Here is a 15,141-nt window from a genome sequence, read left to right as displayed (position 1 = left end):
TTTATTGTTAAATATTTGTAATTACATATTCAACCAAATAAAACAGCATCACCTATTGGTGATGCTGTTTTATAATTTAAAAAAAACTTATTTTACAGAAACCGGAATATCCCAATTATCCCAACTCAAAGTAATAGTATTTTTATCAATTGTATACGCTAATTTTTCAGCTTTAGATTTTGCAACTTTTTGCTTAACTGTAACTCTTAGTTGATCTTCTTTTTCTTTGTATTTATAAGCTCCCCATTGTTTCGCTTCTTTATTGAAAATTATGATACATTCCTTGTCATTTGGTAAAACAAAAAAAGAATATTTCCCTGCAGGTAATTTTGATCCTTCAACAGTAATTTCTTTGTCGGTTTCAAAAGTTGTTGCATCATTTGCTCCGGCACGCCAAACTTGATTAAACGGAACCAATTTACCCCAAATTTCTCTTGCTCTGACTGATGGACTACCATAATTAATTGTAATTGTAGCGTCATTAATTTTTCCAGTAACCACTTCTTTTGTGCTGGTTGGTTTTTCTTGGGCATTTAAAGAATTAATAATCAAAAATGCAATAAGCAAATGGTGAATTTTTTTAAGTAATCTCATGATTTAAAATGATTTAGTTTTGCTTATAAAAATAAAATAACTTCATTTAATTTAGCATAATTCCCCTTAATTTTAAGAAAATATTATGAAGTTTATAAATTAGTTGTTTTACTGCAGTAATGACGGTATTATGATTTATTATTTTATTATTTTTACAAACAATACACCATTTATTTGAACAACTTATGAATACAATTGCTGAGCACATTGCCGATTTTTTAAAGGAATATCCACCATTTAATCATTTGACATTTGAGGAGTTATCCGAAATAGCTACAAGTATTCGCGTTGTAAATTTGGAAAAACATAAAACATTATTCCAAATTAATGATGTTTTGCATGACAGTTTTTATGTTGTTGCTTCAGGTACTATCAATTTATCTGTGATTTCAGATGCTGAAGAAACTTTATTAAATAAGTGTCATGAAGGTGATATTTTTGGGCTGCGTCCCTTTTTTGCCAAGAATAATTACATGATGACAGCCAAAGCAAGAGAAGAAAGTATTGTTTATGCTATACCAATCGCTACTTTTCGTCCTTTTGTGGTGAATAATTCAGAAGTACTAAACTTTTTGCTGGAGAGTTTTGCAACAAATACGCGAAATCCAAATGACAAAGAAAATTTAAGAGGTAAACTTATCTCTGACAATGTTTTCTATTCTGACCAGCAGTCGGAAATGCAATATTTTCAATCTTTATCCTATACTATTTCACCATTAAAAACAACTATTACTGCAATTGTGCAAGAAGTTGCTCAGTTAATGACTGAAACATTAAAAAACAATGTTATCGTTTGTGACAATAATTTTCCAATCGGAATTGTGACTGACAGTGATATGCGTTCCAAAATTGCAACCGGTCGATTCCCTGTAACCGTTTCAGTAGATAAAATAATGTCATCTCCCGTTATTACTGTTGTGGAAAATGTTTCCTTAGCCGAAGCTCAACTGCTTATGTTGAAACATAATGTGACCCATTTATGTGTAACATACGACGGAACTGATAAATCTGATGTAAAAGGAGTCATTTCTGAACATGATTTGATAGTTGCGCAAGCAAATAATCCAGGTGTTTTAATTAAAGAAATTAAGCGTTCCCAAAATCCTAAAGAATTAAAACAAATTCGAGAACGTTTAACAGATTTGATTCAAACATCTATTTCTAAAAACATACCGCTTTCTCACGTTTTTAATATTGCCAGCGAAATTAATTTAGCTATAATTAAACGTTCTGTAGAGTTATCCATTTTAGATTTAGGCTCACCTCCTGCCCGTTTTGCCTGGCTAAGTATTGGAAGTCAAGGAAGAAAAGAACAACTATTATTAACCGATCAGGACAGTATATTAATTTTCGAAGATGTTTCGGCTGATAAATATCGTGAGGTAAAAGATTATTTCCTTAAACTTGGAAAACGAACAACAGCTACGCTTGAAAAAATTGGTTATGAATTATGTCCAAACGGGCATATGGGAAGCAATATGCTTTGGTGTAAATCACTGACTGATTGGACAAAACAATACGACAGCTGGATGAATACTCCAGGTGAAAATAGCAATGATTTAAGCAGTATTTTCTTTGATTACGAAATCACTTTTGGAGAACAAAGAATCGAAGATGCCATTGGAAATGTAGTTTTTAAAAATTCAAAAAACAACACTTTGTTCTTTGATTTCTTAGGAAACGATGCATTGAGAAAAAATTCACCGTTGACTTTTTTCAAAAATTTTATTGTGGAAGAAGAAGGTCCAAACAAAGATAAATTTGATATAAAAACACGTGCTTTGATGCCATTGATTGATGGTGCTCGTTTGTTTACCTTAAATTTTGATATTCGTGGAATCAACAACACCTTTCAGCGATTCAAGCAGTTAGCAATTGCAGATCCTAAACATGCTGAAATTTACCTTAATTGTGCTGAAGCCTTTTTGATTTTATCAAAATTCAGAACCTTAGAAGGCTTAAAAAATGATAATTCAGGTCAATTTATAAATTTGAATGAATTATCAAAAATTGATAAGGAAAAATTAAAGAATGCTTTGGCTCCTATGAGAGAATTGGAAGAATTAATAAAAAATAAATTTCAACTTACTCAATTTTCATAATTATGTTAGACTGGTTAAAAAGTATTAATAAAGAATATCCAGAATTTTGGAAAACCTATCTTTCTAAATTTGATAAGAAATCAAGCCGATTTGTTGTTTTATCTACAGAAACTTCGGGTTTGAATCCTGTTAAAGATGTTATTTTATCTATTGGTTCTTTTTCTGTAATCGATAATAGTATAGTTATCGGGGATAGTTTCGAGGCTGTGTTGCTACAATACAAGTTTCTTCATGATAACGGTCTTTCAAATGAATTTTTGGTAGAAAGCAAAATGAAAAAACTTGGCGAAGCTGAAGCCATAAAATTATTGATAGAGTTTATCGGAAATTCCGTTTTAGTGGGTCATCACATTGATTTTGATGTAGAAATGATCAATGCTGCATTAGAACGACTTGACTGTGGGAGATTGAAAAACGAAGCTCTAGATGTTGATATTATGCATAGAAAACTGCATGATATTAATGATAAACAATTTTCTCTTGATGAACTTTGCGCGGTATATAATATTCCTAAAAGTGATCGAAATTCATCTGCGGAAGATGCGTATAAAACGGCGTTATTATTCTTAAAATTAAAATCAAGGCTGGGAATAAAATAATATTTGTTCTAATCAATCAGAGTAATTCCTTCCCAAAATCGACCGTGATGACTTATAGATACTGGTTTGATCAATTTAGTCTGCTCATCAATTATAAAAGGAATTCCATTCGATTTTATGATGGTGTCGTTTGAATTTAATTTTTTGACGGTATCAAAATTATCTTTTTTCACTACGGCAATCGTATGTACGAATTCCTTAGAAATTATCGTTTTAGTAAAATAGGTTTTCCCTTTTATTGAAACTGAACCCGAAATTTCATTTTCATAACTGCATTCTAGTTGCAAAGGAAAATATCCTCTAATTCCAGTTTCTCGATTGTAGATTTTATAAGCGGCTTCCTTTCGAGACCATAAATTCCAAACCATTATTTCAGGATTTTGGCTATCAACAATGAGTAATTGTTCTTTTACAGTAAAGATTTTGTCCAAAAACCGATTTCGTTTCCAATTGCTTTCTTTTCTGGCTAAAGCCAAATCTACTATATCGTTTCCAATCATTTTACAGACTTTTTTACAGCTGATTCACTAATTTTTCTCTGATAGTTTAGTTTCAATAATCTCCAATGCTGATTTTACGTTAACCATACGCTCCATAGCTTCATTATCAATTACAATGTCATATTTCTCCTCTATATCTAAAATAACATCTACTAAATTAGCAGAATTGATTTTTAAGTCATTGATAAAGTCAGTATCTTCCGTAAGTAAATCAAATGCTTCTTGATTTTGAATATACGGCTTTACTATATTTTTTAATTCTTCTATTGTTTGTTCTTTATTCATATTTTTTGCTTTTTTTTAATGCATTGAATTCAAATTACCTGACATTATGTGACTAAATGTATTTCTTAAAAATTACGCATCCATTCACATCTCCAAAACCAAAACTGGCTTTTGCAATTATATTTAATTCCTTTTCGATCAATTGTCTTGGGATTCTGGATTCATCAATTATTGCTGTAATTTCAGGATGCAAATCGTCACAATTGATATTCGGAAAAACAAATCCGTAATGCAATTGCAGTATTGAAGCCACACTTTCAATACTTCCCGAAGCCGATAAACAATGACCTACCATTGATTTCAAGGAATTTATATATGGAAATTCTTTTCCTTTTCTTCCCAATACTTCACTCCAATTCTGAATTTCCAGACTGTCTTTGGATGTGGCGGTCAAATGTCCATTAATCGCATCGATTTCATCAGCAGAAATTCCAGAGTTAATAATAGCATTTTGAATACATTTCTGCACAGCAATAGGATTTGGAGCAGTCATAGTTCCTAAACCTCGTTGCCCGCCAGAATTTATATTTCCTCCCAAAACTTCAGCATAAATTGTAGCACCTCTATTCAATGCGCTTTCTAAATCTTCCAGAACCAAAGCCCCTGCTCCACTTCCGGGAACAAATCCTGAAGCACTTGCAGACATTGGCTTTGAGCCTTGTTCTGGATTTTCATTGTGCTTAAAAGTACAAACTTTCATTGCATCAAAGCCACCCCAAATATAAGGTCCCGAATCGCTTGTGCTTCCTGCCAAAATGCGTTTTGCCTGTCCTGATTTTATCCTTTCATAACCCATCAAAATACTTTCGGTTCCAGTCGTACAAGCAGAAGAATTAGTGGAGACTTGGTTTCCTAAACCTAATTTCCCTCCCAAATAAGCGCTGACACCACTATTCATAGTTTGAGCCACAGCGGTGCTCCCTAATCTTCTCGTTTGAAAATCATCTATTTTATAAATGCTTTCGCGAAATTTATCAATTCCAGAAGTTCCGGTACCAAAAATAGTTCCGCTGTCCCAATCTGGTTCTTCATTTATTTCCAACAATAAACCAGCATCTTTCCATGCATCAATTCCAGCAATTACGCCATATAAAATACCAGTAGAATTGAAGTTTCTTAACTCTAATTCAGAAAAATATTTTAATGCTAATTCAGTAGAAATCTCTGGTTTTCCTGCTATTTGACAAGAAAATTGCAATCGTTCCAACTCAGCGTCGTGCTTGATTCCTGAAATTCCATTTTTGATGGCATGTGTAAACGCATCAAGTCCTACTCCATTTGGAGCAACAACACCAAGACCAGTAATTACGACACGTTTTTTCATTTATTTAGAAATTACCATTCCTGCAATTATTCCTGTACAAACCTCTTCTCCTTTTTCATTTTTCATTCTTACCTTACATTTCAGTTTCCCAAATCTAAAGTATACTTTTTCTGAAATAACAGTCACTTTTTCTTTAGGAAAAACAGGTTTTAAAAATTCTATTTCAGTTGATGTTAAGGCGATTGAAGTAGTTTTATTAAATGAATTATCTAATAAAAAAATTCCTAAACAAACCAATCCAATTTGCGCCATAACTTCCGTCAAAATCACACCTGGTGTTATTGGGTTATCTTTAAAATGTCCTTTATAAAAGTCAAGGTTTTTATCAAAAGTATAGGTTCCTTCCACCCCATTTTCATTGATTTGGACTATTTCGTCCACAAATAAAAACGGCTTAGAATATGGTAATTTTGATATAATCTTTTGACTCTCCATTGTTAAAACTTTAGCAAAACTCTTTGCGCTGAAAAACCCGGACCAAAACTCAACATCAATCCTTTTTCTCCTTTTTTAGGCTGATTGTCCATGATTCTTTCCAAAACATATAAAACAGTTGCGCTTGACATATTTCCATACAAACGCAAAACTTCTTTAGTATCATCTATATTTTTACCCAAATCAGAAAATAAACCCTCAACAGTTTGAATAATTTTCTTTCCTCCTGGATGAAAAATTAAATGATCAATATCTTCCATTTTTAGATTGTTTTTTTCTAAAAACGGATGAATAATATCCGGAAAATGTGATGCAATCGTTTCCGGAACCTCAATATCCAGAACCATTTGCAATCCAGAATTGGTGAGTTTAAAACCCATCATGTGAATATTATCATAGAAATGATACATCTGCTCCGCTAAAATTTCCGGACCTTCATCGTCTTCATGTGAAGAAAGTAAAACGCAAGCCGCTCCATCGCCAAAAATTGCAGCACTTACAATATTCGCCATCGAAAAATCATCCAATTGAAATGTGGCCGTTGGACTTTCAACAGCAATTACGGCAGCCCGTTTGCCGGGATTTGCCTGCAAGAAATTTTTAGCATAAATAATCCCTGAAATTCCTGCTGCACAACCCATTTCGGTAACTGGAAGTCGTACAATATCCTGACGTAATTTTAATGTATTAATCAAATACGCATCGAGTGACGGAATCATGATTCCAGTACAACTTACCGTAATGATATAATCTAAATCTTCAGGGTTCCAGTTCGCTTTTTTCAAGGCTTTTTCTAAAACTTTTTCCCCTAAATCAATCACTTCTCGAACATAAATATCATTTCTTTCCTCAAAAGAAGTTTTGGTAAATACTTCAATCGGATCCATGATGGAATACCGTTTATCAACCGCGGCTCCTTCAAAAATTTTCTTTACTTTTCTAATGAAACGTTCGTCTTGCCCAACGAGCCAGGCATCCAAAAAAGGAATGATTTCTTCAGTTGTTCTGGAATATTTTGGTAACTGTTTTGTTACGGTTTTGATTTTTACACTCATATTTTAGAAATTATCCATTGGTATCGAAAAGCCCATTTCCAATGAATTTTATAGTTCTTAAAACTTAATTTTTTAGAAAAATGAATCAGTTCTTCTTTTTTAAAACCTCTTAAAATTGAAGTTAATCCGTCTTCACGAGACATCTCATTCAATCGAAACACAAAACACAACGCTTGAAATAATCGATAGGCAATTGCGCTTCGCTGTAAATCATTAATAACAATTCCAATAGCTGAATTCGCATAAAACAGGTTTAATAAATCAACAATTTCATTGTCTTTGAAATGATGCAACGTCAAAGTACACAGCACAATATCATATTTTAATTCCTTAAATGATGTGTCAAATATATCCTCACAACGATAGCTAATATTAGGATAGTTTTGAGATAATTGTTGTGCATGACTAATTGTAAAACTATTGGCATCGATGCCTATTAACTGGAATTTCAGCTTATTTTTCAATCCAAAATCAGCTAAAGTCCGCAACATATCACCGTTTCCGCAACCTACATCTACAATTACAATTTCATTTGATTTTGAAATACTACTTGTCAAATCCTGAACGCCTTGTAAAGTTAGCTGGTTCCCTCCTAAAAGCTGATTGATTTTGGCTATTTTATCCAATGCATCACGCAAGATTTCTCCTTCCATGGCAAAATCATCCATCGTTTCAAGCGTATCGGTTCTGAATTTGGTATTTAGAAACATTTATGAATTTAGAGTTATTGGGGTTCCGTGCGTTTTTTTTATGATTTTAGATAATAAAAATGGAAATATAATTAATATACGCATCAATACAGCTGAAAGTTTTTGCTTTTGCAAAAGATTCGATAACAATCGACCCATTTTAAGTCTTTTCTTGAAATTAAAATTCCACTCCTGAATGTATTTTTCCTCAAGTTCATTTCTGGATTTAATTTCGTTGGTATAATATTTCTCCACTAATTCTGAAACAATTTTGGCACTATGAACAGCCATTGCCATTCCGTTTCCACACAATGGATGAATGAGTCCTGCGGTATCGCCAATCATTAGAATATGATTTTCTACAGCTTGTTTTTTATCAAAAGATATTTGACTTATGGTTAAAGGTTTTTCAAAAAGCAATTTACTTTTTTCGAAAATCACTTTCAAATGTGGGTTTTCTGAAACCACACTTTTTTGATATTCCTCTATATTTTTAAACTGTTTAAACGTGTCGTAATCTGCTAAATAACAGATATTAATTATATCCTTTTCGACTTTAGAAACACCACAATATCCTCCTTTGAAATTATGAAGACCAACGCTATTATTTGGAAAATCTCCCGAATAATGAGCCTTAACAGCTAGCCAATATGATTTTTTTTGAATAAAATCTCTATTTAATTTTTGGTCAATGTTAGAACGTTTTCCAAATGCACCAATAACTATTTTCGATTTTAAAATAGTTTTTTTAGCAGTAGTAACTATAAATTGATTGTCTTCAAATTGTATATTTTCTACATTGTCTTGAAGAATTTTGCATCCGTTTTCAAGTGCTTTTTTATATAAATATTCATCTAAAGCAAAACGACTAATTCCGAAACCGCCAAGAGGCAGAACACTTTTAATGGTTTTTCCGCTTGCTGTTGAAAATTCAAGTTGTGTGATATTGGTAGGATTTAAATCGGTTATATTTAAATTCAACCAATTGAGATAAGGTAAGACCTCGTTAGATATATATTCACCGCAAACCTTATGTTTTGGGAATTCATTTTTTTCAATTACAGTAACCTGAAGTCCAATTTTGGACAAATGAATCGCCGCAGTCAATCCTGCTAAACCACCTCCAATAATTAAAACTTCTTTATTTTTCATATAGAAGTAAATTTATGGATTTGTTTGAGAAAGGAACTATATTATTTCATATAAAACTTACATAATCATACTTTACTTTTTTTTTCATAAAAATGCCCCAAATAGTGTCTAACTTTTTGGGGCATGTTCATTTATTCAAACGGCTTTTAATTAATTTATAATTTTCCTTCTTTTATTTCCTCTACAATCTCAGGATTTAAAAGAGTTGTTATATCTCCAAAGTTCGAATAATCTCCTTCGGCAATCTTTCGAAGAATTCGTCTCATAATTTTTCCAGAACGGGTTTTTGGTAAACCAGAAACAAATTGAATTTTATCTAACTTAGCAATTGGTCCAATATGATCTGAAATGTGTTGATTAATTTCATTAGCCAGATTTTCTTTGTTTCTTGTTTCTCCAGTTTCTTTAAGGATAACAAAACCATATAAAGCATTACCTTTTATGTCATGCGGAAAACCTACAATTGCTGATTCAGCAACGGCTGGATGCTCATTGATAGCATCTTCTATTGGTGCTGTTCCAAGATTATGCCCAGAAACAATTACCACATCATCTACACGACCGGTAATTCTATAATATCCTACTTCATCACGCAAAGCACCGTCACCAGTGAAATATTTACCTGGAAAAGCAGAAAAATAAGTGTCTTTATAACGTTGGTGATCGCCCCAAATAGTTCTGGCAATTCCTGGCCATGGAAACTTAATACATAAACTACCAACTACTTGATTTCCTTCTATTTCATTGCGTTTTTCATCCATTAATACCGGTTGAACTCCCGGTAATGGTAAAGTTGCATACGTAGGTTTTGTTGGTGTGACAAATGCCAAAGGCGAAATCATAATTCCTCCTGTTTCTGTTTGCCACCATGTATCTACTACAGGACATCTTTTATCTCCGACGTGGTCGTTGTACCAGTGCCAAGCTTCTTCATTGATTGGTTCACCTACAGATCCGATTACTTTAAGTGACTTCAATGGATATTTTTGTACAAATTCTATATTTTCTTTTGCCAAAGCACGAATTGCAGTTGGCGCAGTATAAAACTGTGTCACTTTGTGCTTTTCGATTACTTCCCAAAAACGACTAAAGTCAGGATACGAAGGAACTCCTTCAAAAATTACTGTTGTTGCTCCGTTTAATAATGGACCATACAGAATGTAGGAATGTCCGGTAATCCAACCAATATCAGCAGTACACCAAAAAACATCGTTTTCTTCATAATTGAAAACATTCTTAAAAGTATAAGCCGTGTACACCATATACCCTGCTGTAGTATGTACCATTCCTTTAGGTTTACCGGTTGAACCAGACGTGTACAGTATAAACAATGGATCTTCGGCATCCATAATTTCGGCAACATTATTATCTGACGCTTGATCTAAAAGGGGTTGCAACCATTGGTCACGACCTTTTTTCATATTAATATTGGTATGAATTCTTTTGGCTACTAAAACTTTTTCTACAGAAGTACATTTTTCTAATGCTTCATCAACGATTTCTTTTAAATCAATGGTTTTGTTACCGCGGAAACCACCATCTGAAGTGATAACCATTTTACATTCACTGTCGTTAATACGAGTGGCTACAGCTGTAGACGAAAATCCAGCAAAAATAACCGAATGTATCGCTCCAATTCTGGCACAAGCTAATACTGAAACCGCTAATTCAGGAATCATTGGTAAATAAATACAAACTCTATCTCCTTTTTTTATGCCTTGTTCACGCAATACGTTTGCCATTTTGCAAACACGTTGGTGCAATTCATTATAATTAATATGTAGTGCTGCTTCTGCTGGATCATTTGGTTCAAAAATAATTGCTGTTTTTTCTCCTCTTTTGGCAAGATGCCTGTCAATGCAATTTTTTACAATATTTACTTTTGCTTCGGTAAACCATTTGATATCGGCATCAGCCATATTAAATTCGACAACTTTATCCCATTGTTGGTACCAAGTGAAATTTTCTTCTGCTATTTTACCCCAAAATTTTCTAGGTTCACGAACTGATTTATTGTAATGTTTAAAATATTGTTCTAAATTTTCAATTTTGTAGTAGCTCATGTTATAATTTTTTATAAAAGTATTAAATCTCTCGCTATTCTTAAAATTATTTAAATTATAAATACTTACTAAAAAAAATAGATTCCTAAATAAAAAAGCACTTTTAATACTAATTTGTTTAATTTTTACTGTTTTTGACAAAATAAGTAAAACACAAAAAGGCGAGATAGATTTAAATCTACCACACCTCCTGTATCAACAAAATTTAACAACAATTATTTTAGTACTAAACGATGATTTTTTGAACAATAATCAACCAAAACTATTTCGTTCCAATCAAGGAATTATACTACTAATTTTCCAACATAGTTTATTAAAAAAATAAACACAAATAGTTTAACTACTCTTAATCTTTTAGGGACTACTTCACTCAACTTTAAGCTCGTTTAAAGTCAAGTGAATGTACAAGCATCCATATCCATTTATTTTTTTAATAAGTTTTAACTAATTCAAAATATTATGAAATCAAATGATATAGAGCTAATCCCAACACACCCTCTTGTGTGGTAATTCCTATTTTTTATTATCCTATTTTTTTCATGGCAGTCATTGATTCTCTCAACCACTCACCTACTTCTTCAATTGGATGTTGACGAATACTTTTGTTTACAGCAATAAGAACTGCATTATCTACTCCGTTAGAAGTTGAAAAAGGTTTTCCTATCACATTTGTATCAACCGTTTGCATGAAATCAGTCAATAACGGTTTACAAGCATGGTCAAATAAATAACAACCGTATTCTGCTGTATCCGAAATGATTCTGTTCATTTCATATAATTTTTTTCTTGCTACAGTATTTGCAATCAAAGGCAATTCATGTAAAGATTCGTAATACGCTGATTCTTCAATGATTCCTGATTGAGTCATTGTTTCAAAAGCTAATTCTACACCCGCTTTAACCATAGCAATCATTAAAACACCATTGTCAAAATATTCTTGTTCTGAAATATGAGCTGCTGTCGGAGCCGTTTTCTCGAAGTTAGTTTCTGCAGTTGCAGCTCTCCAAGTCAATAAATTAACATCATTATTATCCCAGTCAATCATCATGTTTCTTGAAAATTCTCCAGAAATGATATCGTCTTGATGTTTTTGGAACAATGGACGCATGATATCTTTCAATTCTTCTGCTAATTCATACGCTTCAATTTTTGCAGGATTTGACAAACGATCCATCATGTTAGTAATTCCACCATGTTTCAAGGCTTCAGTTACTGTTTCCCAACCGTATTGAATTAGTTTTGACGCATAAGCCGGCTCGATTCCTTTTTCAACCATTTTATCGAAACATAAAATAGAACCTGTTTGCAACATTCCACAAAGAATGGTTTGTTCTCCCATTAAATCCGATTTTACTTCGGCTACAAATGACGAGTTCAAAACTCCTGCTCTATGACCACCTGTTGCTACAGCATACGCTTTTGCTTGTGCAAAACCTTCTCCGTTTGGATTATTTTCTGGGTGAACCGCGATTAAAGTTGGTACACCGAATCCTCTTTTATATTCTTCACGCACTTCAGATCCTGGGCATTTTGGCGCACACATAATTACAGTGATGTCTTTACGAATTTGCATTCCTTCCTCTACAATATTAAAACCGTGAGAATACGCTAAAGTCGAACCGTTTTTCATCAAAGGCATAATAGCTGTAACTACAGCTGTATGTTGCTTATCTGGTGTAAGGTTACAAACCAAATCAGCCGTTGGGATTAATTCTTCATACGTTCCCACTTTGAAACCATTATCAGAAGCATTTTTAAACGAAGCTCTTTTTTCTGAAATTGCATCTGCGCGCAATGCATAAGAAATATCTAAACCAGAATCTCTCATGTTCAAACCTTGGTTCAAACCTTGTGCTCCACAACCTACAATGACTACTTTTTTTCCTGCTAAAGCTTTAATTCCGTCTACAAATTCAGATTGATCCATGAATTCGCAAACGCCTAATTGTTCTAATTGTAATCTAAGTGGTAATGAATTGAAATAATTTGCCATTTTTTATTATTTAATGATTGTAAAATTTAATAATTGATAGGTTTAATAATTGAAAATTAAACGAACTACTGTTTAAGTTCTTCTAATAATGTTGAAATCTCCATTTTTGCTTTGGAAACCGATATTCTTCCGGAACGAACAAATTGCATGATTCCAAAAGGTTTTAATTTTTCGTATAGCGATTCTATTTCAGCACGTTGTCCTGATTTTGAAATCACAAAAAAGTCTCTCGCAACAGTAACTATTTCAGAGTGGCTTTCCTTAATAATATTCTGAATTTGTTTTTCATCAAAAAGCAAGCTCGATTCAATTTTGAATAATGCATTTTCCAAGAAAATAGTTTCTTCGTCAATATGATAAAATGCTTTGATGACTTCGATTTGTTTTTCGATTTGTCCTACTATATTTTGCACCCATTTTTCAGTTGTATTAACTACAATGATAAATCTGGAAACATTTTCAATTTCAGATTCGGATACATTTAAACTCAAAATATTGATATGGCGTTTCAAGAATATTCCAGATATTCTGTTTAATAAGCCAACGTTGTTTTCTGAATAAACAGAAATAGTGAATGTTTTATTTTCCATAATATTAACTTAATCGGATATCAGAAACTGATGCTCCTGTTGGAATCATTGGGAATACGTTATTTTCTTTTTCTACCATAACTTCAAGGAAATACGATTCTTTTGAAGCCATCATTTCGGCAACGGCGGCATCTAAATCTTCTCTTTTGGTTACTTTTTTGGCTTTGATATAATAGCCTTCAGCAATCGCTACAAAATTCGGATTGATCATTTCGGTAGAGGCATATCTATTATCAAAAAATAATTCCTGCCATTGACGCACCATTCCTAAGAATTCGTTGTTCAAAACAACAATTTTCACAGGAACCTTTGTTTGAAAAATAGTTCCTAATTCCTGAATGGTCATCTGAAAACCACCATCACCAATAATGGCAACTACTTCACGCTCCGGTTTTCCCATTTTGGCACCAATCGCAGCCGGTAATGCAAATCCCATGGTTCCTAAACCTCCTGAATTAATCATGCTTTTGGTCGAATTGAATTTAGCATAACGGCAAGCAAACATTTGGTGTTGGCCAACATCAGGTACAATTATAGCATCACCTTTAGAGTGTTTATTGATCATTTCGATGGTTTCACCCATAGAAATTCCTTCTTTTTTAGGATTTAACTCCTCATTAATTACAGCGTCTAATTCTGTTTGATATTTCGCTTTAAATTCATTGTGCCAAGCCTCATGTTTATTAGGTTCAATAAGCGGAAGCAAAGCCGTCAAAGATTCTTTCAAATCTGCCAAAACCGCCACAGTTGTTTTAACATTCTTATCTACCTCTGCTGGATCAATTTCAAGATGAATTACTTTGGCTTGTTTCGCATAAGTGGCTAAATTTCCTGTGACACGGTCGTCAAAACGCATTCCAAGCGCAATTAATACATCACATTCGTTCGTCAAAACATTAGGTCCGTAATTTCCGTGCATTCCAACCATTCCTACATTCAACGGATGATCTGTTGGCAAAGCCGAGAGTCCTAAAATAGTCCAAGCAGCCGGAATTCCTGATTTTTCAACCAAAGCTTTTAACTCGGCTTCAGCTTCGCTAAGAATAATTCCTTGACCAAAAATGATAAATGGTTTTTTAGCAGTATTAATTAATTCCGCTGCTTCCTTTACCTTTTCAATATTTAAATTTGGTTTTGGATGATAACTTCTTATACCGGTACATTTTTCATAGCTAAACTCAAATTCATCAAATTGAGCATTTTTAGTAATATCAATTAATACAGGACCTGGACGGCCTGATTTTGCTATATAAAAAGCTTTTGCCATGATTTCGGGAATTTCATGGGCTTCGGTAATTTGATAATTCCATTTGGTTACAGGAGTCGAAATTCCAATAATATCTGTTTCTTGAAACGCATCTGAACCCAATAAATGTTTTCCTACTTGCCCTGTGATACAAACCATAGGAGTCGAATCGATTTGCGCATCTGCAATTCCTGTGACTAAATTTGTTGCTCCCGGACCCGAAGTTGCAATCGCCACACCTACTTTTCCTGTTGCTCTTGCAAAACCTTGTGCAGCATGTGTTGCTCCTTGTTCATGACGCACTAAAACATGCTGTAATTGATCTTGAAATTTATATAATTCGTCGTAAACTGGCATTATAGCTCCACCTGGATAGCCATAAACCAAATCTACTCCTTCTTCTAATAAGCATCTTATAACGGCTTCGGCGCCGGATATTTTATTTGTTCCCATGGGTACGTTTATTATTTTTTAGAGATAGAAACATATATTTAAAATATTTTGTTTTGTTTCT

General features: G+C 33.2%; 14 protein-coding genes. 2 read left to right on the top strand and 12 right to left on the bottom strand.

Annotated elements, in window-relative coordinates:
• Positions 1-87 precede the first annotated feature (87 nt).
• On the bottom strand, positions 88-594 hold the full coding sequence (locus tag QLS31_RS03650; RefSeq protein ID WP_282742672.1) for a DUF2911 domain-containing protein: 507 nt from the start codon (positions 592-594) through the stop codon (positions 88-90).
• A 185-nt stretch (positions 595-779) separates the two neighbouring features.
• Between QLS31_RS03650 and QLS31_RS03645 the strand changes: the two genes are divergently transcribed.
• Together QLS31_RS03645 and QLS31_RS03640 are read left to right on the top strand one after the other, a co-directional pair.
• On the top strand, positions 780-2,696 hold the full coding sequence (locus tag QLS31_RS03645) for a DUF294 nucleotidyltransferase-like domain-containing protein (RefSeq protein WP_282742670.1): 1,917 nt from the start codon (positions 780-782) through the stop codon (positions 2,694-2,696).
• Positions 2,697-2,698: 2 nt separating this feature from the next.
• Positions 2,699-3,295 carry a 3'-5' exonuclease gene (locus QLS31_RS03640; protein ID WP_121342024.1) on the top strand — a complete coding sequence of 199 codons (597 nt, stop codon included), beginning with the start codon at positions 2,699-2,701 and terminating at the stop codon, positions 3,293-3,295.
• Between the two features lie 8 nt (positions 3,296-3,303).
• On the opposite strand, the gene QLS31_RS03635 is transcribed toward QLS31_RS03640, so the two are convergent.
• The 11 genes from QLS31_RS03635 to ilvB form a co-directional block, all read right to left on the bottom strand.
• Complete coding sequence (locus QLS31_RS03635) at positions 3,304-3,795, bottom strand: 4'-phosphopantetheinyl transferase superfamily protein (RefSeq protein ID WP_121342023.1); 492 nt, start codon at positions 3,793-3,795, stop codon at positions 3,304-3,306.
• 27 nt (positions 3,796-3,822) lie between these two features.
• Positions 3,823-4,080 (bottom strand): phosphopantetheine-binding protein, encoded by a 258-nt coding sequence (locus QLS31_RS03630; protein WP_282742667.1) that lies wholly within the window; start codon positions 4,078-4,080, stop codon positions 3,823-3,825.
• Positions 4,081-4,132: 52 nt separating this feature from the next.
• Complete coding sequence (locus tag QLS31_RS03625; RefSeq protein WP_282742665.1) at positions 4,133-5,404, bottom strand: beta-ketoacyl-[acyl-carrier-protein] synthase family protein; 1,272 nt, start codon at positions 5,402-5,404, stop codon at positions 4,133-4,135.
• Positions 5,405-5,839, bottom strand: a complete 435-nt coding sequence (locus QLS31_RS03620; protein ID WP_282742663.1) for a hydroxymyristoyl-ACP dehydratase — start codon at positions 5,837-5,839, stop codon at positions 5,405-5,407.
• Positions 5,840-5,841: 2 nt separating this feature from the next.
• A complete protein-coding gene (locus tag QLS31_RS03615; RefSeq protein WP_121342019.1) occupies positions 5,842-6,894 on the bottom strand; it encodes a type III polyketide synthase in 1,053 nt (350 codons plus the stop codon).
• On the bottom strand, positions 6,891-7,604 hold the full coding sequence (locus tag QLS31_RS03610) for a methyltransferase domain-containing protein (RefSeq protein ID WP_282742661.1): 714 nt from the start codon (positions 7,602-7,604) through the stop codon (positions 6,891-6,893). Before QLS31_RS03610 ends, QLS31_RS03615 begins: the two co-directional genes overlap by 4 nt.
• On the bottom strand, positions 7,605-8,735 hold the full coding sequence (locus QLS31_RS03605) for an NAD(P)/FAD-dependent oxidoreductase (protein ID WP_282742659.1): 1,131 nt from the start codon (positions 8,733-8,735) through the stop codon (positions 7,605-7,607).
• A 155-nt stretch (positions 8,736-8,890) separates the two neighbouring features.
• Complete coding sequence (gene acs / locus QLS31_RS03600; RefSeq protein WP_282742657.1) at positions 8,891-10,798, bottom strand: acetate--CoA ligase; 1,908 nt, start codon at positions 10,796-10,798, stop codon at positions 8,891-8,893.
• Between the two features lie 523 nt (positions 10,799-11,321).
• Positions 11,322-12,791, bottom strand: a complete 1,470-nt coding sequence (ilvC, locus tag QLS31_RS03595; protein WP_282742655.1) for a ketol-acid reductoisomerase — start codon at positions 12,789-12,791, stop codon at positions 11,322-11,324.
• Between the two features lie 65 nt (positions 12,792-12,856).
• Entirely contained in the window at positions 12,857-13,381 is a 525-nt protein-coding gene (gene ilvN / locus QLS31_RS03590; protein ID WP_099715558.1) for an acetolactate synthase small subunit, read from the bottom strand.
• 4 nt (positions 13,382-13,385) lie between these two features.
• Complete coding sequence (gene ilvB, locus QLS31_RS03585) at positions 13,386-15,080, bottom strand: biosynthetic-type acetolactate synthase large subunit (protein ID WP_282742653.1); 1,695 nt, start codon at positions 15,078-15,080, stop codon at positions 13,386-13,388.
• Positions 15,081-15,141 lie beyond the last annotated feature (61 nt).

This window comes from Flavobacterium sp. XS2P24, from assembly GCF_030010285.1.
Classification (GTDB): Bacteria; Bacteroidota; Bacteroidia; order Flavobacteriales; family Flavobacteriaceae; genus Flavobacterium; species Flavobacterium algoritolerans.
This window is presented reverse-complemented; position numbering and strand designations above follow the sequence as displayed.